This window comes from Streptomyces sp. NPDC057271 (genome assembly GCF_042668715.1).
GTDB lineage: Bacteria > Actinomycetota > Actinomycetes > Streptomycetales > Streptomycetaceae > Streptomyces.
Genome location: NZ_JBHUYJ010000020.1, coordinates 41,948 through 66,303, shown reverse-complemented (window position 1 = coordinate 66,303; position 24,356 = coordinate 41,948). Strand labels below are relative to the sequence as shown.

The 24,356-nt window shown below is 71.4% G+C and carries 21 protein-coding genes; 9 read left to right on the top strand and 12 right to left on the bottom strand.

Annotation, left to right across the window (positions count from 1 at the left end):
* Positions 1–35 precede the first annotated feature (35 nt).
* From ACFUJR_RS12775 to ACFUJR_RS12765, 3 genes are read left to right on the top strand one after another with little or no spacing between them, the layout of a single operon-like run.
* Complete coding sequence (locus ACFUJR_RS12775) at positions 36–872, top strand: hypothetical protein (protein WP_383166850.1); 837 nt, start codon at positions 36–38, stop codon at positions 870–872.
* A gap of 1 nt (position 873) precedes the next feature.
* Positions 874–2,757, top strand: a complete 1,884-nt coding sequence (locus tag ACFUJR_RS12770; RefSeq protein WP_383166853.1) for a fumarate reductase/succinate dehydrogenase flavoprotein subunit — start codon at positions 874–876, stop codon at positions 2,755–2,757.
* Positions 2,754–3,524 (top strand): succinate dehydrogenase/fumarate reductase iron-sulfur subunit, encoded by a 771-nt coding sequence (locus ACFUJR_RS12765; protein WP_383166856.1) that lies wholly within the window; start codon positions 2,754–2,756, stop codon positions 3,522–3,524. Before ACFUJR_RS12770 ends, ACFUJR_RS12765 begins: the two co-directional genes overlap by 4 nt.
* Before the next feature lie 85 nt (positions 3,525–3,609).
* Here the strand turns inward: ACFUJR_RS12765 and ACFUJR_RS12760 are convergent, their stop codons facing one another.
* Positions 3,610–4,755, bottom strand: a complete 1,146-nt coding sequence (locus tag ACFUJR_RS12760; RefSeq protein WP_383166859.1) for a hypothetical protein — start codon at positions 4,753–4,755, stop codon at positions 3,610–3,612.
* On the opposite strand from ACFUJR_RS12760, the gene ACFUJR_RS12755 reads away from it, so the two are divergent.
* Both ACFUJR_RS12755 and ACFUJR_RS12750 read left to right on the top strand, forming a co-directional pair.
* Positions 4,756–6,945, top strand: coding sequence for a TPM domain-containing protein (locus ACFUJR_RS12755; RefSeq protein WP_383166862.1), 2,190 nt, complete (start codon positions 4,756–4,758; stop codon positions 6,943–6,945).
* Positions 6,946–7,028: 83 nt separating this feature from the next.
* Entirely contained in the window at positions 7,029–7,754 is a 726-nt protein-coding gene (locus ACFUJR_RS12750) for a PspA/IM30 family protein (protein WP_383166865.1), read from the top strand.
* A gap of 119 nt (positions 7,755–7,873) precedes the next feature.
* On the opposite strand, the gene ACFUJR_RS12745 is transcribed toward ACFUJR_RS12750, so the two are convergent.
* From ACFUJR_RS12745 to ACFUJR_RS12725, 5 genes are all read right to left on the bottom strand, one after another.
* Positions 7,874–10,468: a SpoIIE family protein phosphatase gene (locus ACFUJR_RS12745; protein ID WP_383166868.1), complete on the bottom strand. Its 2,595-nt coding sequence runs from the start codon at positions 10,466–10,468 to the stop codon at positions 7,874–7,876.
* Positions 10,469–10,615: 147 nt separating this feature from the next.
* Positions 10,616–11,035, bottom strand: a complete 420-nt coding sequence (locus ACFUJR_RS12740; RefSeq protein ID WP_383166871.1) for an ATP-binding protein — start codon at positions 11,033–11,035, stop codon at positions 10,616–10,618.
* A 142-nt stretch (positions 11,036–11,177) separates the two neighbouring features.
* Positions 11,178–11,621 carry a (deoxy)nucleoside triphosphate pyrophosphohydrolase gene (locus ACFUJR_RS12735; protein WP_383166874.1) on the bottom strand — a complete coding sequence of 148 codons (444 nt, stop codon included), beginning with the start codon at positions 11,619–11,621 and terminating at the stop codon, positions 11,178–11,180.
* Positions 11,622–11,677: 56 nt separating this feature from the next.
* Complete coding sequence (locus tag ACFUJR_RS12730; protein ID WP_352192255.1) at positions 11,678–11,857, bottom strand: SPOR domain-containing protein; 180 nt, start codon at positions 11,855–11,857, stop codon at positions 11,678–11,680.
* 507 nt (positions 11,858–12,364) lie between these two features.
* Entirely contained in the window at positions 12,365–13,117 is a 753-nt protein-coding gene (locus tag ACFUJR_RS12725; protein WP_383166877.1) for a GntR family transcriptional regulator, read from the bottom strand.
* A 224-nt stretch (positions 13,118–13,341) separates the two neighbouring features.
* On the opposite strand from ACFUJR_RS12725, the gene ACFUJR_RS12720 reads away from it, so the two are divergent.
* Entirely contained in the window at positions 13,342–14,685 is a 1,344-nt protein-coding gene (locus ACFUJR_RS12720) for a glycoside hydrolase family 18 protein (protein ID WP_383166880.1), read from the top strand.
* A gap of 223 nt (positions 14,686–14,908) precedes the next feature.
* Here ACFUJR_RS12720 and ACFUJR_RS12715 read toward each other — a convergent pair whose 3' ends face one another.
* On the bottom strand, positions 14,909–15,943 hold the full coding sequence (locus ACFUJR_RS12715; protein WP_383166883.1) for a DUF4190 domain-containing protein: 1,035 nt from the start codon (positions 15,941–15,943) through the stop codon (positions 14,909–14,911).
* A gap of 598 nt (positions 15,944–16,541) precedes the next feature.
* The gene (locus ACFUJR_RS12710) at positions 16,542–18,119 is read right to left on the bottom strand and encodes a S8 family serine peptidase (protein WP_383166886.1); all 1,578 of its coding nucleotides are present in this window, start codon (positions 18,117–18,119) and stop codon (positions 16,542–16,544) included.
* A 178-nt stretch (positions 18,120–18,297) separates the two neighbouring features.
* Between ACFUJR_RS12710 and ACFUJR_RS12705 the strand changes: the two genes are divergently transcribed.
* The 3 genes from ACFUJR_RS12705 to ACFUJR_RS12695 all read left to right on the top strand — a co-directional run bounded on the left by ACFUJR_RS12705 (position 18,298) and on the right by ACFUJR_RS12695 (position 21,165).
* A complete protein-coding gene (locus ACFUJR_RS12705) occupies positions 18,298–19,419 on the top strand; it encodes a threonine synthase (RefSeq protein WP_383166889.1) in 1,122 nt (373 codons plus the stop codon).
* Positions 19,420–19,616: 197 nt separating this feature from the next.
* Positions 19,617–20,057, top strand: coding sequence for a hypothetical protein (locus tag ACFUJR_RS12700; protein ID WP_383166892.1), 441 nt, complete (start codon positions 19,617–19,619; stop codon positions 20,055–20,057).
* A 304-nt stretch (positions 20,058–20,361) separates the two neighbouring features.
* A complete protein-coding gene (locus tag ACFUJR_RS12695) occupies positions 20,362–21,165 on the top strand; it encodes a bifunctional 5,10-methylenetetrahydrofolate dehydrogenase/5,10-methenyltetrahydrofolate cyclohydrolase (RefSeq protein WP_383166895.1) in 804 nt (267 codons plus the stop codon).
* A 305-nt stretch (positions 21,166–21,470) separates the two neighbouring features.
* Here ACFUJR_RS12695 and ACFUJR_RS12690 read toward each other — a convergent pair whose 3' ends face one another.
* From ACFUJR_RS12690 to ACFUJR_RS12675, 4 genes are all read right to left on the bottom strand, one after another.
* A complete protein-coding gene (locus tag ACFUJR_RS12690) occupies positions 21,471–21,698 on the bottom strand; it encodes a hypothetical protein (RefSeq protein ID WP_383166898.1) in 228 nt (75 codons plus the stop codon).
* Positions 21,699–21,884: 186 nt separating this feature from the next.
* Positions 21,885–22,124: a hypothetical protein gene (locus ACFUJR_RS12685; protein ID WP_361597077.1), complete on the bottom strand. Its 240-nt coding sequence runs from the start codon at positions 22,122–22,124 to the stop codon at positions 21,885–21,887.
* 14 nt (positions 22,125–22,138) lie between these two features.
* Entirely contained in the window at positions 22,139–23,614 is a 1,476-nt protein-coding gene (locus ACFUJR_RS12680) for a WhiB family transcriptional regulator (RefSeq protein WP_383166902.1), read from the bottom strand.
* Positions 23,615–23,735: 121 nt separating this feature from the next.
* The gene (locus tag ACFUJR_RS12675; RefSeq protein ID WP_383166905.1) at positions 23,736–24,353 is read right to left on the bottom strand and encodes a hypothetical protein; all 618 of its coding nucleotides are present in this window, start codon (positions 24,351–24,353) and stop codon (positions 23,736–23,738) included.
* Between the last annotated feature and the right edge of the window lie 3 nt (positions 24,354–24,356).

Sequence of the window (24,356 nt, the reverse complement as noted above, 5' to 3'; positions counted from 1 at the left end):
GACCGACAGTCGGAACGCGCCCGAGGAGACCGACCTTGGCCACAGGAACCGAACCGCCGTCCACAGGAAGGGGGGTGCGCGCCACCGGCGTGCACTCCCCTTCCCGTGCGGCCATCGCCCCGCGCCATCTGCGCACCGACCGCTGGTGGCTGGCACCGGCCGCCACCGCCGCCGGACTGCTCGCCTTCGTCGCGTACTCCACCTGGCGAGCCTTCGCCAACAGCGACTACTACGCGGCCCCGTACGTCTCGCCGTTCTACTCGCCCTGTCTGGCCGAGAACTGCGTCCCCATGAAGGGCGGGCCCAACTGGGAGATCTTCGGCAGCTGGTGGGGCCTCTCCCCCGCCCTGCTGATCCTGATCTTCCCCCTCGGCTTCCGGCTGACCTGCTACTACTACCGCAAGGCGTACTACCGGGGCTTCTGGGCATCACCCCCGGCCTGCGCCGTCGCCGAACCCCATCGGACGTACACCGGCGAGACGCGCTTCCCGCTGATCCTGCAGAACATCCACCGGTACTTCTTCTACACCGCGCTGCCGGTCGCCGCGATCCTCACGTACGACACCGTGCTGACCTTCCGGGACTCCTCGTACGCCTGGGGCCACGCGGGTCTGGGGACGGTGATCTTCCTGATCAACATCGTGCTGATCTGGGCGTACACCCTCTCCTGCCACTCCTGCCGGCACATCGTCGGCGGGCGGCTGCGGCACTTCTCCAGGCATCCCGTGCGCTACCGGATGTGGAACCTGGTCGGGAAGCTCAACGCCCGTCACATGCTGCTCGCGTGGGCCTCGCTGATCTCCGTCGCGGTCTGCGATCTGTACGTGTACCTGCTCGCCACCGGCACCTTCGACGACCCGAGGATCTTCTGACATGGCGCAAGTCGAGCGGCAGCAGTGGGACGTGGTCGTGGTCGGCGCGGGCGGCGCGGGGCTGCGCGCCGCGATCGAGGCGCGCGAGCGGGGCGCACGGACGGCCGTCATCTGCAAGTCCCTGTTCGGCAAGGCCCATACGGTGATGGCCGAGGGCGGCATCGCCGCCTCCATGGCCAACGTCAATCCGCACGACACCTGGCAGGTCCACTTCCGCGACACCATGCGCGGCGGGAAGTTCCTCAACCAGTGGCGGATGGCGGAGCTGCACGCGCGCGAGGCGCCCGAGCGGGTGTGGGAACTGGAGGCCTGGGGCGCCCTCTTCGACCGTACGCCGGACGGCCGGATCTCCCAGCGCAACTTCGGCGGTCACGAGTACCCGCGCCTCGCGCACGTCGGCGACCGCACGGGTCTCGAACTGATCCGCACGCTCCAGCAGAAGACGGTCGCCCTCCAGCAGGAGGACTTCCGGGAGAGCGGGGAGTACGAATCCCGGCTGAAGGTCTTCCAGGAGTGCACGGTCACGCGCGTCCTGCGGGACGAGTCGGGACGGGTGGCGGGGGTCTTCTGCTACGAACGGGAGACCGGCCGCTTCTTCGTCCTGGAGGCGCCGGCCGTCGTCCTGGCGACCGGTGGCATCGGCAAGTCCTTCAAGGTGACGTCCAACTCCTGGGAGTACACGGGCGACGGCCACGCGCTGGCGCTGCTCGCGGGCGCGCCGCTGGTGAACATGGAGTTCGTGCAGTTCCATCCGACCGGGATGGTCTGGCCGCCGTCGGTGAAGGGGATCCTGGTCACCGAGTCGGTGCGCGGCGACGGCGGAGTGCTGCGCAACTCCGAGGGCAAGCGGTTCATGTTCGACTACGTCCCCGACGTCTTCAAGGAGAAGTACGCGCAGACGGAGGCGGAGGGTGACCGCTGGTACGAGGACCCGGACAACAACCGTCGCCCGCCCGAGCTGCTGCCGCGCGACGAGGTGGCACGGGCCATCAACGCCGAGGTGAAGGCGGGGCGCGGCTCCCCGCACGGCGGCGTCTTCCTCGATGTGTCGACCCGGATGCCGGCCGAGGTGATCAAGCGGCGGCTGCCTTCGATGTACCACCAGTTCAAGGAGCTGGCGGACGTCGACATCACGGCGGAGGCCATGGAGGTCGGGCCCACCTGCCACTACGTGATGGGCGGGGTCGCGGTCGACTCCGACACCGCGGCGACCGTGGGGGTGCCGGGACTCTTCGCCGCGGGGGAGGTCGCGGGCGGGATGCACGGCTCCAACCGGCTCGGCGGGAACTCGCTCTCGGACCTGCTGGTCTTCGGGCGGCGGGCGGGGTGGCACGCCGCGGAGTACGCGGCCGCCGCCTCCCGCGCGGGCGTCTCCGAGGCGGGGGTCGCGACGGCGGCCGCGGAGGCGCTGGCGCCGTTCGGGGCGGCGGAGGAGCCGTCGGCGGAGAACCCGTACACCCTCCACCAGGAGCTCCAGCAGACGATGAACGACCTCGTCGGCATCATCCGCCGGGAGGGCGAGATGGCCGAGGCCCTGGAGCGGATCGCCGAGCTGCGCGCCCGGGCGCGGCGCGCCGGGGTCGAGGGGCACCGGCAGTTCAACCCGGGCTGGCACCTGGCGCTCGACCTGCGGAACATGCTGCTCGTGAGCGAGTGCGTGGCCCGGGCCGCGTTGGAGCGGACCGAGAGCCGCGGAGGGCACACCCGGGAGGACTACCCGTCGATGGACCGGGCGTGGCGTCCGGTGAACCTGCTGTGCCATCCGGCGGAGGAGGGCGTCGCCCTCGAACGCACCCGTACGGAACCCATTCGTCCGGACCTCCTCGCGCTGTTCGAGAAGGAGGAGCTGGTCAAGTACCTGGCCGAGGAGGAGCTGTACGAGTGAGTACCTATGACGCGCGCTTCCGGGTGTGGCGGGGCGACACCGCCGGCGGGGAGCTGAGGGACTTCACGGTCGAGGTGAACGACGGCGAGGTGGTCCTCGACATCATCCACCGGTTGCAGGCCACACAGGCCCCGGATCTGGCCGTGCGCTGGAACTGCAAGGCGGGCAAGTGCGGTTCGTGCTCGGCCGAGATCAACGGGCGGCCCCGGTTGATGTGCATGACCCGGATGTCGACCTTCGACCACGCGGAGACCCTCACGATCACGCCCCTGCGTGCCTTCCCGGTCGTACGCGACCTGGTGACGGACGTGTCCTTCAACTACGCGAAGGCGCGCGAGATCCCGGCGTTCGTGCCGCCGGAGGGGGTCGCTCCGGGCGAGTACCGGATGCGGCAGATGGATGTGGAGCGCTCGCAGGAGTTCCGTAAGTGCATCGAGTGCTTCCTGTGCCAGGACACCTGTCATGTGGTCCGGGACCACGAGGAGAACAAGGGCGCGTTCGCCGGGCCGCGCTTCCTCATGCGGGTCGCGGAGCTGGACATGCACCCGCTGGACGCGGCGGCTGAGGCCGGCCTCGACCGGAGGCGGACGGCGCAGGACGAGCACGGGCTCGGGTACTGCAACATCACCAAGTGCTGTACGGAGGTGTGTCCGGAGGGCATCAAGATCACGGACAACGCCCTGATCCCGCTGAAGGAGCGGGCCGTGGACCGCAAGTACGACCCGCTGGTGTGGCTGGGCAACAAGATCCGGCGGCGGGAGGGGTAGGGACGGCCCACCCCTCCCCCTGCCGGATGGGCCCACCCCTCCCCCTGCCGGATGGGCCCGCCCCTCCCCCCGGCGGATGGGGACGTCAGTGCCAGCCCTCGCGGTAGGCCGTCCAGTCCCCCTCCTTCGCGGCGAAGTCGACGTAGAGCGCGACTCCGAACCGTTCGCGGTCGCGGTCCGTGCGCCCCAGGCCCAGCCGGGTGCCGCGGATCGCGGCCGCCACGGTCTCCGCCGAGTCGTGGTGGCCGAGGTCGTCCTCGTGGAAGAAGGGCAGGCCCATGAGCAGGTCGGTGTCCTCGGGCGTGACCTCCAGGGCAAGGCTCGTCTGCTGGGCGACGTACCCGCCGTAGAGGCTCTCCAGCGGCATCCACGTGTCGTACGACATGACGGCTATCTGGTCGACCCTGCGGGCGACCTGCCCGAAGAACTCCTGCGACCACCACTTCTCGCTGCCGCTGACCGCGCCGTTCACCGAGTGCAGGGCGGGCAGCGGGTCGATCTGGTGGGCGGCGACGGAGAGCGGGACCTTGCGGGCGCTGGTCAGCTCACCGAGGTCGTCGAGGAGGGACAGGCAGTGCGCGTCGTCGGAGAGCAGCGGCTCCAGGTCGAAGTGGACCCCGTCGAAGCCGGCGTCGAGGATCTGCCGGGCCGAGCCCACCACGGCGGTCCGTGAGGCCGCGTCCTCCAGACGGAGCCCCTCGGGTCCCTCGGTGGCCAGGATGTCGCCGAGCCAGGCATGCACCCGTATGCCGGGCATCGTGCGGTGGACGCTCTGGATCAGCCACGCCGCGCGGGGGTAGCGGGCGGCGGGCAGGGTGCCGTCGTGCTCCAGCGGCCCGGCGTGGACGTAGAGGTCGCGTATGCCGGTCCCCTTGATCCGGGCCGCGAACTCGGCGAGGTCGGCGTCCTTCTTCCGGCCGTCCACCCAGGCGTGGCCCAGCCAGATCGCGTCCTTGCCGCGGGTCTTCGTCCCGTCCTGGAGCTCGCCCGCGTAGTTGACGCGCAGGGCGATCGCGCTGCCGCCCAGAGGGAGGACCAGAAGGAGGACGAGACCGAGGGCGATCCATCTCCCCCGCCGCCACCAGCCGCGTACGCGTCCGTCCACCCGGTCCCCCAAGATCGTCGATGTCGTGATCACCACCCTAGGGGCGGCTACTGACAGTGACGCTCGGGGCCGAGGGGGCGGTTCCGCCCGGTCGCGGGCCCCCGAACCGGGACATAACCTCCCCATGTGACGCGAACAGCCACCCGAGCCCTCCTCGCGGTGCTGGTGGCGGCGTGGTGGCTGACCGTGCCCGCCGTTCACGGCGCCCGCGCCGACGACCCCGTCGTGCTGTCCCGCGAGGGGCAGATCACCGACACGGTGGGCGCGCTCGGCGACCGTCGCAGCGCGGTCGCCCAGGCCCTGGACCAGCTCTACGACGACCGGCGCGTCCAGCTCTTCGTCGTGTACGTACGGGACTTCTCCGGGCGCTCGGGCCAGGGCTGGGCCGACGCCACGGCCGAGCGCAACGGCCTGGGCGTGGACGACATCCTGCTCGCGGTGGCCACGCACGACCGGCAGTACGGCTACTCGGCCGACCCGGACTCCCGCTTCACCCAGGCACAGCTCGACGACGTCGCCCGGACCGCGATCGAGCCGCCGCTCCGGCAGAACGACTGGGCGGGCGCCGTGATCGGCGCGGCGAACGGCTACGACGCGGTCCTCGGCGGACGGCCCGTGCCCACGCCCACGATCACCCCGGGCGTCGCCGATCCCGGCGGCACCGGGGACGACGGCACCGTGGACGACGGCGCCTCGGGGACGGACCTCGTCGTGCCCGTCGTCCTCGTCGGCGGGGCCGGGGTCGTCGCCGCGTACGTCTGGAGCAAGCGCCGCCGGCGGCCCGCGGCGGGAGCGGGAACGGGCGCCGGGGAGGGCGCCGGGAGAGGCGACAGTACGGGAGCCGGGACGGGCGCCGGGGCGGGCGCCGGGGCGGGCGCGAGCGCACCGGGCGGCCGGGGCTGGGGCGCTCCGAAGGAGCCCGCCCAGCCGACGCTGTCCGTGTTGGACCGGCAGGCCCGGCAGGCGCTCGTCGCCACGGACGACGCCGTCCGGACCAGCCAGGAGGAACTCGGCTTCGCGACCGCCCAGTTCGGCGAGGAGGCGGTCGGGCCCTTCACGGAGGCGATGGCGTTCGCGAAGGAGGAGCTGACGGCCGCGTTCCGGCTGCGCCAGAAGCTCGACGACGCCTTCCCCGAGGACGACGCGACCCGCCGCTCGATGCTCGACGAGATCATCGGGCGCTGCGACGAGGCGAACGCGCGTCTGGACGCCCGGTCCGAGGACTTCGACCGGCTACGGGCCCTGGAGCGCGATGCCCCCGAGGCCCTGGCCGCCGTCGAGGCCGCGTTCCGCGAGCAGTCCGGGCAGGTCGGCACGGCGGAGGCGGCACTGACCGCGATGCGGGAACGGTACGCCGAGTCCGCGGCCTCCCCCGTGGCGAGCGACGTCGAACAGGCCAAGCAACGGATGGTGTTCGCGACGACGCATGTGGACCAGGCACGGCAGGCCGTCGAGGCGGGCGACAACGGCGTCGCGGCCGTCCACATCCGGGCGGCCGAGGGCGCGGTCGACCAGGCGGCCCGGCTCACCGAGGCCGTCGACCGGCGGGCGAAGGAGCTGGCCGAGGCCGTGGGCAGGCTGACGACCGCGCTCTCCGAGACCGAGGCCGACCTCGCCGACGCCCGCGGAATGCTCCAGGGCACGGCCGAGGGGGTCTCCACCGCCGACCTCCAGGGCCGTATCGCCCGCGCGGAGGCGGTCGTGGCGGATGTGCGGCGGAGGATGGACGCGGGCCGCCACGACCCGTTGGACGCGCTGCGCCGCATCGAGGAGGCCGACACGGCGCTCGACGAGGCGCTGGCGGGCGCACGGGAACGCGAGTCGGGCACGCGGCGCGCCCGCGCGCTCCTCGACCAGACGATGCTGACGGCCCGTTCCGCCGTTGGAGCGGCGGCCGACTACATCACCACCCATCGCGGGGCCGTGGGCAGCGAGGCCCGTACGCGCCTGGCCGAGGCCCAGCGCCGGCTGGAGAAGGCGGCGGCCCTGGCGGAGGCCGACGACCCGCAGGCGGGCCTCGGCGAGGCCCAGCAGGCGGGCGCGCTGGCCCGGCGGGCGCAGGACCTCGCCGAGCAGGACGTCCGCACGTACGGGAACCCGAACGGCCTGGGCGGTGTACCGGGGGCGGGAGGCGGCGGCGGGCTCGGCGGAGCGGTGCTCGGCGGCATCATCCTCGGCGGGCTGTTCGGCGGAGGAAGGGGAGGCGGGGGCTTCGGTGGGGGCGGGTTCGGTGGAGGCGGGTTCGGTGGAGGCGGACCCGGGCGTTTCGGCGGCGGGGGAACCCGCGGCCGACTGGGCGGTGGCGGTCGCTTCTGACGATTCACGGCTCACCGCGTCCACCGTGCTCCCCGCGTCCACCTCGCTCACCGCGTTCACCGTGCTGCTCAAGGAGAAGGACCATGACGAAGCAGACCGTCCTCGGCCGCGTCACCCAGCTGGCGAAGGCCAACATCAACGCGCTGCTGGACCAGGCGGAGGACCCGCAGAAGATGCTGGACCAGCTGATCCGCGACTACAGCAACAACATCACGGAGGCGGAGGAGGCGGTCGCGGCGACGATCGGCAATCTGCGACTGATGGAGCAGGACCACCAGGAGGACATGGCCGCGGCGAAGGAGTGGGGCGGGAAGGCGCGGGCGGCGAGCAGAAAGGGGGACGAGCTGCGGGCCGCGGGGCAGACGGCGGAGGCGGACCGGTTCGACAACCTGGCGAAGGTCGCGCTTGAGCGCCAGCTTCAGTCGGAGAAGGAGGCGAAGACGGCCGAGCCGACCATCGCGGCGCAGACCGAGGTGGTGGGGAAGCTGAAGGACGGGCTGGACCGGATGAAGGCCAAGCTGGGCGAGCTCCGGGCGAAGCGCGACGAGCTGGTCGCCCGGGCCACGTCCGCGCAGGCGCAGAACCGGATGATGGACGCCGTGAAGAACATCGACGTGCTGGACCCGACGAGTGAGCTGAGCCGGTTCGAGGACAAGGTCCGGCGCGAGGAGGCGAGGGCGATGGGCAAGCAGGAGCTGGCCGCCTCCTCGCTGGACGCCCAGTTCGAGCAGTTGGACACGCTCGGCGACAGCGCGGAGATCGAGGCGCGGCTCGCGGCGCTGAAGGGGGAGCGAGGGCCGGAGCGGTAGCCGGAGCGGTGCGAGAGCGGGAGCGGTGCGGGAGCCGGAGCGGTAGCGAGAGCGGGAGCCGGAGCGGTGCGGGAGCCGGAGCGCCCACCCCGCCCGCGCGCGGGGTGGTGCGGCACCGGTCAGAACATGCTCAGGAGCTGCTCCACGGTCGGCTCCGCGGCTCCCTCGCCGTCCGGCAGCGGCAGTTCGAACCAGACGGTCTTGCCCCGGGGGGTACGGCGCGATCCCCAGGCGGCACTGAGGAGTCCGACCAGCTGCAGTCCGCGCCCGCCCTCGTCGGTGTCCCGGGCTCGGCGGCGCCGTGGCTGCACGAGTCCGGAGTCCCAGACCTCGCAGACCAGGGTCCGGTCGCGGAGCAGCCGGAGCCGGATCTCGCCCTCGCCGTACCGCAGGGCGTTGGTGACCAGTTCGCTGACCAGGAGTTCGACGGTGTCCACGAGCGGTTCGAGGTCCCAGGCGGTGAGCTGGGCGCGCGCCAGTTCACGGGCCCGGCCGACCGAGCGGGGCTCACGGGGCAGCCGCCAGTCCCCGACGGCGCCGGACGGCAGCCCCTGGATACGGGCCATCAGGAGGGCGATGTCGTCCTCGCCGTGCTCGGTGTCGAGGGTGGACAGCACCCGGTCGCAGACGTCTTCGAGGGGCAGCGCCGCGTCCGTGAGCGCGCCGCGGAAGGCGCTGAGCCCCTCGTCGAGTGGATGGTCCCGGGACTCGACGAGCCCGTCGGTGTAGAGGGCCAGCAGGGAGCCCTCGGGCAGCTCGACCTCCACCTCCTCGAAGGGCTCTCCGCCGACGCCGAGCGGCATCCCCGGCGGCACGTCGAGCAGCAGGGCCTTCTCGCCCGGTTCGACGAGGACCGGCGGAAGGTGGCCGGCGTTGGCGAAGGTGCAGCGCCGGGTGACGGGGTCGTAGACGGCGTAGACGCAGGTGGCGAGGTAGACCTCGGAGAGCTCCGGTCCACGGGGCTTGTGGGCGCGGGCGCTCTGCTGGGCTCCGGCGGGTGCGCCGAGGCCGCGGGCGATCTCGTCGAGGTGGGAGAGGACCTCGGCGGGTTCCAGGTCGAGCTGGGCCAGGGTGCGGACGGCGGTGCGCAGTTCGCCCATGGCGACGGCGGCGCGCAGGCCTCGGCCCATGACGTCCCCGATGACCAGGGCGGTGCGGTGGCCGGGGAGTTCGATGACGTCGAACCAGTCGCCGCCCACCTCGGTGGCCGTGGTGCCGGGGAGATAGCGGCAGGCGATGTCGAGGCCGGCGGCCTCGGGGTCGCCGGGCGGGAGCAGACTGCGCTGCAGGATCAGGGCCCGCTCGTGCTCGCGGCGGTAGAGACGGGCGTTGTCGATGCAGACCGCCGCGCGGGCGGCCAGTTCGACGGCGAGGGCCCGGTCCCGCTCCCCGAAGGGCTCGCTGCCCTTGGTCCGGGAGAACTGGACGAGGCCGACGACGGTGTCGTGGGCGACCATCGGCACGACGAGGGTCGAGTGGACGAGACTGCCGTCGCCACCGGGGACGGTTCTCACCCGGCCGGTGCGGAGAGCTCCGGCGCAGGGCGAGTTGAAGGGGTAGCGGTGGACGGAGCCGACCTCGACGGGCCCGGCGCCGCAACAGCCGTCGCCCGCGTCGGTGCCGGTGCCGGCCGTCCCGTCGGGGTTGCGGAGCGGGGTGTCGGACACCGCGCTCGCGAAGGCGACGCGGCGCAGTTCGGCGCTGCCCGCGCCGTAGCCGACGTCGTGGGAGCTCCCCCACCGTCCGGGCGGAGCCTCGTCCCCGGTCAGCAGCCCCTGGTAGAGGTCGACGGAGGCGAGGTCGCAGAAACCGGGGACGGTCACGTCGAGCAGTTCCCGGGCGGTGGCCTCCAGATCGAGGGAGTTGCCGATGCGGGCGCCTGCCTCGTTGAGGAGGGCGAGGTTGCGGCGGGCGCTGGCCGCCTCACGGGCCGCGTTGTGGCGGCGGGTCACGTCGATGCCGAGTCCGGCGACGCCGACGGGCCGGCCGGAGCCGCTGTGCACGCGGTAGAGGTTGATCGACCAGTGGCGCCGGTCGGTGGAGCCGGGAGGGGCGCCGACGATCTGCAGCTCCGTGACGGCCTCACCGGTCTCCAGGACGCTCTGGAGCGCGGCCGTCATCCGGTCGGCCTCGGGTCGGGAGAGGTAGTCGTGGACGGTGCGGCCCCGGTGGTCGTCGGCCGAGCCGCCGAAGACGGTGGCGAAGCGCTGGTTGGCGCGCTTCACGGTGAGGTCGGTGCCGAAGAGGAGGAAGCCAAAAGGGGATTGGCCGAAAATCGCCTGCGAAGCGGCGAGGTCGGTCTCGATGTGCCGCAGCGCCCGTACGTCGACGACGATGCAGAGCGCGGCTCGTTCCCCGGTCGTGGTGCGGCTCGGCATCACGTACATCTCGGCGATGCCGTCACGGCTCGCGCTGCGGTCCTGGCCGGGGATCCGGAAGGGGACGAGGCCCGTCCACTCGCGGCCGTCGAGGATCTCGGCGACCCTGCGACGCCCGCGTTCACGCAGGTCGGCAGGCATGAAGGCCTCGACCGGATCCTTACCCATGGCGTCTTCGGCGGGCACACCGAAGAGGTCGACGGCCCGGCGGCTCCACTGATCGACGAGCCCGTCAGGCCCTATCGAGAAGGAGGCGACCCTGATGTAGTCATAGATCGAGCCGGGCGGGCTGCTCTGCCACACGAAGCCGCTCGCCGTCTCAGGTATCTCGCTCACGCGACCGTCCCCTCCAGCTCACCGCACCGGACCGGCCATGCCCGCAGTATTCAGCACTACGGCCCCCGACGGCACGACGTTCACGATCACAGGGTGGTCTCGTTCATTTCCGGCCGAGCCCTCGGTGATCGTTGTCCCAACCCTCTCTTAACCCGGCAGGGCCAGCTCGAACCACACTGTCTTGCCCGTTCTGCCTTTACGGGTCCCCCAGCTCCGAGCGGAACCGGCCACGAGCTGAAGACCGCGACCGCCCTCGTCGTCGGGGCCGGCGGGGCGTTCGGTGGGCGGATCCGGAAGCGGATCGGAAACCTCCACGAGAAGGGCGGGGCGGTGGGCGTCGCCGCCCGGCTCCGGCCGGAGGTGGACGAGCCGGACGCCGATGGGGCCGGAGGCGTAGCGCAGGGAATTGGTCACCAGCTCGCTCACCAGGAGGACCGTGAGGTCACCCACCGCCGGGTCGATCCGCCAGGTCCGGAGGGTGTCGCGCACCGCGTGGCGGGCGGTGCGCACGGCATTGGCCTCAGCAGGGAAGTTCCACTCGACGCACTCGCCATCGGTGTCGATCACGCCCGATCACTTCCCCAACCCATCACCAGAAGGAAGGCCCACGTCCTATTTCGGGGGGTTATTCAGGACATACCCGAATTGAGAGCGCGGTATCGCGAGGCGTGGGCCAAGGGGAGCACGGTGGCACGAACGGCGTAAGGCCTCAGCCCCGCACTCCGTCGGCGGCGACGGGCGGCAGGCGCAGCCCCGCCTCGGCGACGGCGGGGCGGTCCTGGTCCAGCCAGTCGACGGAGTCCAGCTCATGACGGGCCAGCCAGCGCAGCTCGTCATGGTCCTGCAGCGGGCGTGGCTCACCCGAGAGCAGGCGGGCGGTCCACACCCGGAGAACGTAGCCCGGCTTCAGCGGCCACTCACCCGGGATGCGCTCACCGGGCTCCGTCTCGACGCCGAGCTCCTCGCGCAACTCGCGGACCAGCGCGGCTTCGGGGCTCTCCCCCGGCTCCACCTTGCCGCCGGGGAGCTCCCAACGCCCCGCCAGCTCGGCGGGGGCACTGCGGCGTGCGGCCAGCAGACGCCCCCTGTCGTACACGGCTCCGGCGACCACGACCACGTGGTCGGCCACGTGGTCGGAGTGGGGTTCTGTCATGGGCCGGAGCGTATCCCGCGTGGGGGTACTCCCAGGGCCGAAGGCTCTGGGCGAGATCAGACCGCGGGTTGCCCGATCCGCTCCACCCAATAGAGCTGCTTGTGTCCCCGGTCATCGAGACTGTCGGCGACTTTCTGCGCCTCGTCTCTCGTCGCGTACCGCCCGACCCGATAGCGGTTCCCGTTGTCGTCCTGCCGTATCACCAGCCAGGGCAGAACAGGGCCACTGTCGGTCATCGACCATCTCCCTCCGCCGGTCCGGCCGTCTCTAAGGGTCTCCCTGAAATGGCAATCCGCATATGCCTGACCCTACGCCTGACATTTACACAGCGGATATGAGATTTCACAAAGAGGTACGGATCCGGCCGGGAATTGACGGCGGGAGGCCGAAGATCAGGCCCCGAGGCGGGCCGGGACACGGCCGAAGCGGACATCGGAACGGCTCCGGCCGCTCCGGCCGGCGCGGAACCCGTGCCGCGGGCACCACCCGCCACACAGCCTCGAAGCCGACCGGTTTCACGGCCCGAAGAGGCGGCACGGCTCACGGCATGACGGCATGACGGCAGCCGGGCACGCCCACGGCGCACACACGATCGACGGGGTCCACCGACGCAGAGACAGACGCACCACGCACCCCACCGGGACGCCGTACGCGTGCCACGCACCCCACCGGGCCGTCGCACGCGCGCTTCGTGCACCGCCCGCGAGGCGGCACGCGCAAAACGCGCGATACGCGTGCTTCTTTCAGCGCACCGGCAGGTGGTAGGCGATGCGGTAGCGGTCCGCCGGGACGACGACGTCAGCGGTCTCCACCGCACGGCCCGACGCGTAGTACGTCCGCTCGACGACCATCACCACATGACCCGGGACACCGCCGAGCGCCAGGAGTTCCTCTGCGAGCCCCGGGCGGGCGCCGACCTCCTCCGCCACGTTGTCGACGACGACGTCGATCGCCGCCATGCGCTCCACGACTCCGCAGCCGCCGAGCGGCCCCTCCTCTGGCAGCATCACGGGCGTCCGCCCCGTGACCGCGAGCGGCTCCCAGGAGGTGGAGAGCATCATCGGCTCGCCCCCGTCGCGGTAGACGTACCGCGTGCGCATCACCCGCTCCCCCGGCTCGATGCCGAGCCGCTCGGCCACGACGGCGCTCGCGTGCTCCTGCTCGCTGCTGGACTCCCAGGTGCCGCGCGCCCCGTCCGCCGCCTGCTCCTGCCGGAAGGGATTGGCACCGGACGGCGGCCGGTACCCGGAGCGGGCGATCCTGCGCGGCACCGGGCGCTCCCGCACATACGTCCCCGAGCCCGAGCGGCCCTCGACGAGCCCCTCGGCCATCAGCACCTTGCGGGCTTCGAGGGCCACGGTGTCCGAGACGCCGTACTCCTCGCGGATGCGCGCCTGCGAGGGGAGCCGGGTATGCGGCGGAAGCGAGCCGTTGGCGATCTTCTCTCGAAGATCGCTCGCCACGCGAAGATAGGCGGGCTGCTCACCGAACGTCACTGGACACTCCCCTCAGGTTGACGGACAGCTACAGACTGACAACCCTCGGTGTCCACCCGCAAGCATGGGCCAGAGTTTCACCCGAAGTGATGATTTGCCTTTACGCCTGCACTTACCGCAGGTATAGCCACCGATTCCCACCGGAGCCTTGACCTCAATGGTCCAGACCAATACGTTCCTGTGAGCACAGCTCCCTTCCGGCACACGCACAGGAAACGAGCCTCATGCGTCGTAGAACCCTTTCCCGGCTGACGACCGCCGCCCTCTCCCTCGGCCTCGTGGCCGGACTCGCGCCCGCCGCGGGCGCCGACTCCACCTCACACAGCACCAGCCGCCCGTCGTACAAGCGCGTCGGCTACTTCACCCAATGGGGCGTCTACGGACGCGACTTCCAGGTCGAGGATCTGGAGACCAGCGGTACGGCGGCCAAGCTCACCCACATCAACTACGCCTTCGGCAACGTGAGTTCCGACGGAAAGTGCTTCACCGGCAACGTGCCGGGAGAGGCCGACGCCTGGGCCGACTACGTCCGCCCGCTCGACGCGGCCGACTCCGTGGACGGCATCGCCGACACCGCCGAGCAGCCCCTCGCCGGCAACTTCAACCAGCTGCGCGAACTCAAGGCGAAGCACCCGGGCCTCAAGGTCCTGATCTCGCTGGGCGGCTGGAGCTGGTCCACCCACTTCTCCGACGCGGCCCGCACCCCCGCGTCCCGCAAGGCCTTCGTCTCCTCCTGCATCGACCTCTACATCAAGGGCAACCTGCCCGTCGACGGAGCCCGTGGCGGCGCGGGAGCCGCAGCGGGCCTCTTCGACGGCATCGACCTCGACTGGGAGTGGCCGGCCTCCGCCGGCGACGTCGACACCGTCTTCCGCCCGGAGGACAAGCAGAACTTCACCGCTCTGGTACGGGAGTTCCGCAGCCAGCTCGACGCCTACGCCAAGTCCCGGCAGGGCCACGGCAAGCGCAAGCACTACGAGCTGACCGCCTTCGTCCCGACCGCTCCCGCCAAGATCGACGCGGGCTTCGAAGTCCCCAAGATCATGCGGGACTTCGACTTCGTGAACCTCCAGGGCTACGACTTCCACGGCTCCTGGGAGTCCACGACGGCCCAACAGTCGGCGCTCTACGCCAAGAGCGGCGACTTCAGCGTCGACCAGACCGTGAACGACTGGCTGCGGCGCGGCGCGCCCGCCCGCAAGCTCGTGGTGGGCATGCCGTTCTACGGCCAGGGCTGGACGGGCGTCACGGGCGGCGGCGACGGGCTCGGACAGCCGGCGACCGGCCCCGCGACGGGCACCTGGGCGAACGGGAGCGAGGACTACAAGGCCCTGAAGAAGCTAGCGGACTCGGGGACGTACAAGGTGCACCGCGACTGGCGCACCGGCCACGCCTGGCTCTTCGACGGCACGAACCTGTGGACGTACGACGACCCTCAGGTGCTGCGTACCAAGTCGGCGTACGTACGCGCCAAGGGGCTGGGCGGCGCGATGTTCTGGTCGCTGGACGGGGACACCCCCGACGGCGAGCTGATCACTGCCGTGGACCGGGGCCTCGGCCGCCGCTGACCCACCGGCGCAGAGCCGCCGACCCACCGGCGCGCACGGCCACCGGCCCGCACCCGGCGACCCGCCGGCGCGCAGACCCGCCGGCCCGCCGGCCCGCACTACCACCGGCCCGCCGGCTCGCCCGTACGCGTGCGTGCACGGGGCCGGGTCTCCCGAGGGAGGCCCGGCCCCTGTGCACGCGCCCACGCGTGCGGCGGCCACCCCGCCCCGGCTCCGGCGCGCCTCAGACCGACGTGCCGGAGTCCAGCGTCGCCGTGAGGTCCAGGGCCCTGCGCGCCTCGGACTCAGACCCCCAGTACGTCCCGTCGTACGCGGCGTCGTAGTGCTCCCAGAAGGCGTCCGCGTCGGCCGCCTTCGCCAGCTTGTCCCACTCCTTCGCGGACGCGTCCAGCTCCTTCACGAGCTCCGCGACCCGGGGCGCCGCGGCCGGCGACCAGGTGTGGCTCTTCAGGCTCCGGCTCGCCCCGGTGAGGGTGTCGTGGACCTTCCCCGCCCATTCCCTGTTGCCGGCCAGATCCTCGTCCGCGTCCGCTTCCGGCTCCTCGTTCAACGCGTCGTCGATCGGGTTCATGGTGGTGAGGAAGTGGAGCTGGTGAGCGTCGAGGGTGGTCTTGTCGCTGCGCAGTGAACCCTTCATCGGTTCACCGCCGTCCACGATGAAAGCGCAGGTCACGGCGCGGTCGCCAGCCCGCCAGCCGGCACGGCTCGGCATGTAGTAGAAGTCGTAGACGCCCTCGGGGAAGGCCCAGCTGTCCAGCGCGTACGCCCGGCCGATGTCCTGGCAGCGCTTCTCCGCGACGCCGTCGATGGCGGTCTCGCCCGGCCACCGGGTGAACCCGGTGAGCTTGAAGCCGCCCGTGACCTCGCCCTCGTGCGGCCGGTCGCAGTCGACGACATCGACGTCCGAGGTCTCGGCCTCCATCTCGCCGTCGACGTTGTAGCACTGGCCGGTGCGCAGCGAGAACGCCGAGCTCGAACTCGCCGCCTCGTCCAGGCCCTTCTGGAAGCCGCGCCACGCCTCGCCGAAGACTCCGGTGACCAGTCCGACGATCATGATGACGGAGCTGAGCGCGGACAGGATGATGCCCGCGATCGCGAGCCCCTTGCCCGTCTGGTTCCGCTTCCTGATCTGCGGGAGGGCGATCAGCCCGAAGATCAGACCGAGCGGCGGCAGGCAGCAGACGACGCCGGAGACCAGGGACGCGATGGCCAGACCGTTGGTGGTCGGCTGCGGCGTGGCGTAGGCGGCGGGACCCATCGCGCCGGGTCCGTAGGGCCCGTACGGGGCATAGGGGCCGGCGTTGTACGGCCCCGGCACCACCGGAGCGCCGCGGTGAGCCGTCGAGGCACCTGGAGGAGCCGTCGGGTCCGAAGGCTCAGGGGCAGGCCACGCTCTGTGGGGTGGCTGAGAGTCCTGGGGCGGCTGGGAGGGCTCCACGAGTACGGTGCTCCTGTGCGGGCGGATGATACGAACGTGCGATCAGGCGCGCGCATCGTACGTGCTCCGGGGGCGGGGGCGGTACAGGGGTGACATCTACGGCGATCAGGACACCGGCGGCGTGAGAGGGCCTCGCGCTCAACCCGGCCACTCCCCCGACATCCTCCTGCGGCTGCTCGACCCGCCCGCGGTCCCGTCCTGGTCGGCTGCCCGCTCTCCCGGGCCGCGTCCGGGCGGAGTGCCGTAGCTGTGCGCGAGACACCGACGACGGAGGGGCGGCCGCCGAACCCGGCGTCCGCCCCTCGTCCAGGCACTCTCTCAGTCACTGAGTCACTCGGTCACTCGGCCACTCGGTCACTCAGTCACTCGGTCACTCGGCCACTCAGTCACTCAGTCACTCGGCCACTCAGTCACTCGGTCAGAACTGGAGCGCCCAGGAGTCGATCCTGCCCGTGTCCCAGCTGTAGTTGTCGCTCACCCGCAGCTTCCACGTGCCGTTCGCCGTCTCCGAGGAGGCGTTGACCGTGTAGGTGGTGTTGATGTTGTCGGAGCTGCCGCCGGTGCCGAAGCCCTTCAGCGTGTACGCCGTGCCGTCGGGGGCGATCAGCTGGACCTGAAGGTCACCGATGTAGGTGTGAACGATGTTCACGGGCACCTGGAGGGCAGAGGGGGCGTTGCCCGAGACGCCGCTGACGGTGATCGGGGACTCGACGGTCGAGTGGTCGTTGATCGCGTAGTCCGTGGTGTTCTCGAAGCGGTCGCCCGGGTCCGGCGGGGTCGTGCCGCCGCCGCCGACGAAGAGCAGCCGGTTCGGAGAGCCGGAGCCGGGGCTGCCGACGACGTTCGGGGTGGCGGCGCTCGTCAGCGCGGTCGACACCTGGGCCGGGGTGGCCGACGGGTTGTCCGCGAGGTAGACCGCGGCCGCGCCCGCGACGTGCGGGGTCGCCATCGACGTGCCGGAGATGGTGTTGGTGGCGCTGTCGCTCGAGTTCCAGGCCGAGGTGATGGAGGAGCCCGGGGCGAAGATGTCCAGCACGCTGCCGTAGTTGGAGAAGCTGGAGCGGGCGTCGGAGCTGGTCGTGGAGCCGACCGTGATGGCCTCGGAGACCCGCGCCGGCGAGTAGTTGGAGGCGTTGGAGCTGTCGTTGCCCGCGGCCACGGCGTAGGTGACACCCGACGCGATCGAGTTGCGCACGGCCGTGTCGAGGGCGGAGTCGATGCCTCCGCCGAGGCTCATGTTGGCGACGGCCGGCTTGACGGCGTTCTGGGTCACCCAGTCGATGCCAGCGACGACCTGCGCGGTCGTGCCCGAGCCCTGGTTGTTGAGGACGCGGACGCCGACGATCTTGGCCTTCTTCGCGACACCGTAGGCGGATCCCGCGACGGTGCCGGCGACGTGCGTGCCGTGGCCGTGCCCGTCCTGGGCGACGTTGTCGTTGTCGACGGCGTCGTAGCCGTTGAAGGCCCGGCCGCCGAAGTCGCTGTGGGAGATCCGTACACCGGTGTCGATGATGTACGCCGTGACGCCCTGGCCCGCGCTGTCCGGGTAGGTGTAGCTCTGGTTCAGCGGAAGGGCCCGCTGGTCGACCCGGTCCAGGCCCCAGGACGGCGGGGAGGGCTGCGTGCCGTCGACCGTGAAGACGCGGTTCTGCACGACGGAGGCGACCGCGGGGTCGGCGGCGAGCTTCTTCGCCTGCGCCTCGGAGAGCTCGACGTTGTAGCCGTTCAGCGCCGAGGTGTACGTCTTCTTGATCGTCGCGCCGTGCTTGGCCGCGACCGCCCGGCCCTTCGCGGTCTCCGCCGGGGCGGAGTCCTTCAGTGTGACGATGTAGCTGCCGTCGATCGTGCCGGGGGCCCCGGCGTTCTGGATCACGCCTTCGGGAGCGGCCTCGGCCGCGGTGGCCGGGAAGGTGGCGGCGGTGCCGAGAGCCAGGGCGGCGACGGCTATGGCGCTTGCGGCGGCGAGTCTGCGCCGCGAATCACGCATCACTGACATGTGAGGGGTCCTCCTCATTGGTGGTGCGTTGCTGTGGGGGTACGGCAGGAACATGACAAGACGGCGTGAGGTGTCCACGCCGTTTCGCACATCCGGCTGCCGAGCGAAAGATTGACGGATCCATAGGAATCACACAAGGGTCCCGAGCGCCCCGAAACACGTGCGCCACACAGCTGACATGCTGGCGCCCATGACGCCCTACGTGTGCCCCCGTTGCCGGGTTCGGGCCCCCGCCGACGCCCTCACCTGGTGTTGTCCGCAGTGCCGCGGCCCCTGGGACCTCGAGTTCACGAGTGCCCCCGTTTCACTCACGTCCCTTGCGTCACGTGTGAATTCATTGTGGCGTTACGAAGAGGCGCTGCCGCTGGCGACCGGCGCCCCGCGGGTGACGCTCGGGGAAGGCCGTACTCCGCTCGTCCCGCTCACCGACGGGATCTCGGCCAAACTCGACTTCCTCATGCCGACGTTGTCCTTCAAGGACCGTGGCGCGGTGATGCTCGCCGAACTCGCCCTCCGCCTCTCCCCGTCCCGCGTCCTCGCCGACAGCAGCGGCAACGCGGGCACGGCGATCGCCGCGTACTGCGCACGGGCGGGCCTCGACTGCGTCGTATACGTACCCGAGGGAACGTCCGCCAAGAAGCTGGAGCAGATGCGGGCCCACGGAGCGCACGTGACGGTCGTGCCCGGCGACCGCGAGGCCACGGCGCGCGCGGCGCGGGACGCCGCGGACGAGCCGGGCACGTTCTACGCCTCGCACGTGTACAACCCGCACTTCCTGCACGGCACGAAGACGTACGTGTACGAGCTCTGGGAGGACCTCGGCGGCCGGCTCCCGGACACCCTCGTCGTCCCGGTCGGCAACGGCACCCTCCTCCTGGGCGCCGCCCTCGCCGTCGAGGAACTGTACGGCCACGGACTGATCGACAGCCGCCCCGCGCTGATCGCCGTACAGGCGGAGGCGGTGGCCCCGCTGGCCGAGGCGTTCGCGGCGGGGGCGGACGACCTGCTGGAGCCGGCGGACGTCCGCCCCACCCTCGCCGAGGGCATCGCGATCCCGAACCCACCGCGTGCCGCCCAGATCCTGCGAGCGGTACGGGCGACGGACGGGACCTTCCTGACCGTGACGGAGGATCAGCTCCACGCCGCCCAGGTCGACCTGGCGCGGCGCGGGCTCTTCGTCGAGGCGACGGGCGTGGCGTGCTGGGCGGCGGTACGCGCGACACCCGCCCGGGCGGGGCTGACGGTGCTGCCGCTGTGCGGGGCGGGGGCGAAGACGGGGCTGAGCGGGGGTGGGGGGTGAGCGGGGGTGGGGGGTGAGCGGGGGGGGCTCCGCGGCGCGAGAACCCTCTCACTCACCCTGCTCGTCCAGCGCAACGACCAGACCGACAGACAACTCGCCGACCACGAAGCCCCGCCTGGACGCCCTGGTACGCGCCCGCCGGCCACCTCCTCGACCGGAACCGCCCCTCAGCTGCACCTTTCTGACACGCTGAGCACATGTCCGTTTCTCAGATCGCTCGATTGCTCCGCTGGCAGCACCACCTCGGTGAGGCTCACACCCTGCTGCGCGCGACGTACGACCCGGCCACCCGGCAGGCCGTCGTCATGTTCTCCGAACTCGAGAGCAACCCCGACGACCGAGCGATCACCAGCGCTTTCGGACCTCTCGCCGAAGCCGCCCTACCCGTGCTCCGTGCGGAATTCGGCCCGGAGATCGTCTCCGTCGTGTGGATCGCCCATTTCGGCGAGTTCTCCTACTACGACCCCTCTGGCCCGGACACGTTCACCGCGATCTCCCTCAAGGTCAGCGAGACGGGCTACGCGGATGACCTCAAGGGCGATCAGGAACTGACCGCGGACCAGGTGACCCAACTGTTCGGCGGGGAGCCGCCGGCGCCCGTGCAGGATGTCCTTGCGCGACTGGACGCTCGGACGTGACCGAACCGGTTTCGGGTCGGAATGTACTGCGCCAGGCGCGGGAGCTCTACGCCCATTACAGACCTGCCGTCGAACCCACGGGAATGAAGGTCGGGGTGATCCGTTTCACCCCGCGGGACACCGACCCCCCGGCTGGCGCGTCCGGCTCGAAGCATCCCGGATCTCCGCCGAACAGAAGGTCAAGAGTTTCGAACACCTCGGATTCCAGGCCGACCATGTCGTCCTGCCACCCCACGTCAGCCGTGAACAGTTCGCGGGGCTGCTGGACAACTAGAGCACCGACCCCGACACTCGCGCGGTCATCGTGCAGTTCCCTCCGCCCGCCGCGCTCCGGGCGCACGTCGCCCACCACCTCGATCCGGCCAAGGACATCGACGCCCTCCTCAAGGACCGCTCCCCCTACCCCGCCTGCGCCACCGCCGAAGGCATCTACCGGGTAGCCGAGCCCTTCGCCACCGACAACCCCCGCATCGCCGTGGTCGGCAGCAAGGGATTCGTCGGGCAGGGGGTCATGAGCATGCTCCACGCCGACGGACACGACCCGATGGCGCTCGACTACGGCGACAAACTGGAGCACGTCCGCGACGCCGACATCGTCATCTCCGTCACCGGCAACCCCGGCATCCTCACCCCCGACCACATCCAGCCCCACCACCGCGTCGTGATCGACTCCGGCTTCGTGCCTCAGGCCGACGGCAGCGTACGCGGCGACGTCCGGCCCGAGGCGTACGGCATCCCCCAGAACCTCACCCCCGTACCCGGAGGCATCGGCCCCGTCGAGATGGCCACCCTCATGGAACGCATCATCCGGCAGGAGGTCGACCCGAACGTCACGCCCTGGAAGGTGACCGCCGGCCCCTACCTCGACCGCGCACACTTCACGGCAGCCACGGCCACCACCGCGCACCAGCGCACCTCCATGACCGCGCCCGCCGCCACGCCGCAGGCAATCGCGTCGGCCAACTGGCTGCCCGGTGCCCGCAACCCCGCAGCCGTCACACCCCCCACTCCCACCGCGCCACCAGCCACAAATCCCCGGCTCCCGCGCCAGCACTCGGCGCCCCTGCCTCAGCTACCCCCGCGTGGCAGCGACGGCCCATCTCTTTGAACGGAGACGCCACCAGTTCGTCAGGACAAGCCCGATGGTCTCGGGGGTGGCTTCGCCCATCTCGCGGGAGAACTCCATGCGCTGCGCAGGGGGCAACGCGGCGGTGACGGCGTTCTGCGTGCGCGGGATCGGCTGCGGGGCGGAGTGAATCGGCTGTGTGCTCACAATGTCCTCCAGGGTGGGCCCCGAGGTATCCGGCGGGGCGTGAACGCATCAGCTCTTCGCGGAGCGAGGGGACGCATGAGCCCGCGCGCCGCGGGGCAGGGCGTGGTCGAGCGCAGGCCGGGTCACCGTGCACCGCGCGGTCACTCGGTGCCGTCCCGGTACCGGCGGTGCCCGTCCTGGAGGAGGTCGAGCACATCGGGCACCGACGGGAAGAGCGGTGCGCACTCCGGGCACGCGTACACGTTGAATCCGGGGCCGGAGTTCTGGTGTACCTCGGAGACGAGCACGGGGGTGTTCGTGATGTGGTTGCAGCGCACGCACATGCGGACGGGCTTCCGCGTCGGCGCGCCGGGGGCCGGCTCACTCACCAGGCCACCCCCGCCGCATGCACGTCCCGGGTGTCCAGGTCGATTCCGACGTCCGCCGCCATGTCGAGATCCTGGGCGGAGCGGATACCCACGATCGGTGACAGGAGTCCGCGGCGGGACAGGCCCGGCCAGGGTGTGCGTTCGTCCGGACGGGCGGCCGGACGGGCGGCCGGACGGGCGGCCGCGTCAGTCCAGCGCTTCCGTGGTGCCGTCCGGGTGGATGAGCAGGCGGATGGCGCCGCCGAACCGGTCGTCGGTGATGGAGGCCGCGGCGGGCGCGCCGAACTGCTGGGCACGCTGCTGGAGGATCGAGATGACGACCTCCTGGATGTCGCCGTACGGCGGCGCCGTGACCGGGACACCGTCGATCAGACCGGCGTTGGGCGAGAAGATACGGACTTCGGCCGCCGGGGGCGTGGGCTGCACGACTCGGGGTCCTTTCAGGAGTGCGCGGCGAGGTCGCCGGGTGACGGAGCGTCGAAGGAATGGCCCGAGTGGTCGCGGGGGCCGGAGTGTTCCCTGGACTCCAAGGATCCCACGGGTGCGCGGGTTTCGGCGGCCCTCACGGGCCCCGCTGTTCCGACGGACTCCACGGCGTACGTACCCCGGGACACGCGCCGTAGCCGGCCGGACTTGACCATGGCGGACAGCAGATTACTGATCGACTTCGCCGACTCCTGGAACACCTCGGGGGGAAGCGCGAGCAGCACGTCGCGGGCGGTGAACGGGCCGGGGAAGGAGACGACCGCCCGGTCCACGGCCTGGCGCAGGCTCGTCATGGGCGGCAGGGCGCGCACGCCCCCGTCCCGGGCGTCCCCACCCGCCACGGCGCGCAGGCGCGGTACGACGGCCGTCAGCCCATCTTCGTACGCCTCGATGCGCATGGCGAGTTCGCGCAGCGAGCCACGGATCTCCACCAGCGTCGTGGGCCTGTCGGCGCCGTCGTTCTCCGTCCGCTCCGTGCTGTCCAGGACGGACATCACGGACTCGATGCGGACGATCGACTCCGAGACGCGGCGCAGCAGGGGCTCGAAGAGGTCCTGGCGTAGGGCGGTGATCGGGTCGCTGGTGGCCAGTTCGACGCTGACCGAGCCGACGAGCCCGGTGTCCGCCGGGAGTCGGGGCGCGTCGTCGGCGCACTCCGCACGCCAGGTCTCCAGGCAGCGGCGCGCGCGGCGGCACGCCTCGGCCAGCTCCGGGGTCAGCCCGGCGGACGGCACGTGCGCCAGCATCCCGGCGAGCTGCTCGGTGGCTTCGAGGGCGGGGAGCGCGGCGTGCAGCAGCGGTGCGAGGACGGCCTTCTGCACGGCGAGGACGGGATCGTCGAGAGGGAAGGTGATCCGTTCGCCTGCCGGAACCGCCATGGATACCTCTGCTACGTGGTGGGTCTTCTGGGGTGGAATCGAGGACAGGAGACCGGACCGGACCGGCCGGCGCGCAGGCCGACCGACGGACCCGTCGACGGGCTGCCCGACGGACTGGTTCACGACGTGGCTCGTCGGCCGCCCGGCGCGCCTGGGCGCGAACGCATCGAGTACGGACGCGAGTTCGGCGGCCCGGTGCCGGAGGTCGACGGGCTCGGTCAGGTCGCCGTGGGGCGTACCGACACCGAGCTGACGGCGGATGAGCCGCCTGTCCTGCTCGGTGGTCCCGGCGAGGTACCCGCCCGGATCGGGTCGGAGGACGGCGTCCCGCAGGCACTCCTGCTGGAGCGGGCAGGAGGCGCAGAGCTGCCGGGCCGCATGGGCCAGGGCCTGGACGCGCCGGCCCTGGAGGGGCAGCTCGGCGGCGGCGACGGGCGGGTTCTCCAGAAGGGGATGACGGAAGATGTCGGGCCTGCGTCCGCAGGGGAGGGAAGCGGCGGCCGCGCCGTGGGATACGAGTGCGGGACGGGTCCTGCGAGCGGTTGTGACCATGTAAGTGCCCCCCGTGGCAATTTTTGATACCTGGGGACTCTAGAACAGTGCAAATGGCGACCGCAAAGTTGTTCCAGACTGTAACCGACCTGCCGAAATGCTTTCTGAACATCCATCGGCTCTACGAACCGTTCACTTCGGTGTCACCCGAAGAACGGCGGAAGCGGCCTACCAGACGCCGCGCGAAGCGCCCCGCGGCGGCGCCCCCGCCGCCACGGAACATGAGCACCACGACGACCCCCGCGAACGCGAGGGGCACGGCGACCTGGGGAACGACGGTCCCCACCCCGGCCGCCACAAGGATCACGACATCGGCGAGAACGACGGTGAGCCCGCGCCGCCCGGGGTGCTCCTTCACGATCCAGGCCCCGAGCAGCGCCATCCCGGCGAGCGCCCAGTGCCCCAACACCGCCTGCCCACTGAGCCATCCGTCCGCCACGCCCCGGGCGATGTTCCCGACGGCCGCGAGGTACCCGGCGAAGGCGGCAGTCAGGACGGTCGCCCCGAGCCCGAGCAGCAACTGCCCACGGCGTCGCAGCAGGAACACGAGCAGGCCGAGCGCGAGCAGCGCGCAGATCGTGATGAACGAGCTCATGCTGGAGGAGGCGAGGACGAAGAGCGTGTACGCGCCCGCAAGCCCGAAGACGAGCCTGGGCAGCAGCTTGACTGCCCAGGCGTCACTCTTCTCCTGCCGGACGAGCCTCCGCAGTCCGTCGGCGACCGAGCCGGTTCGTGACATGGC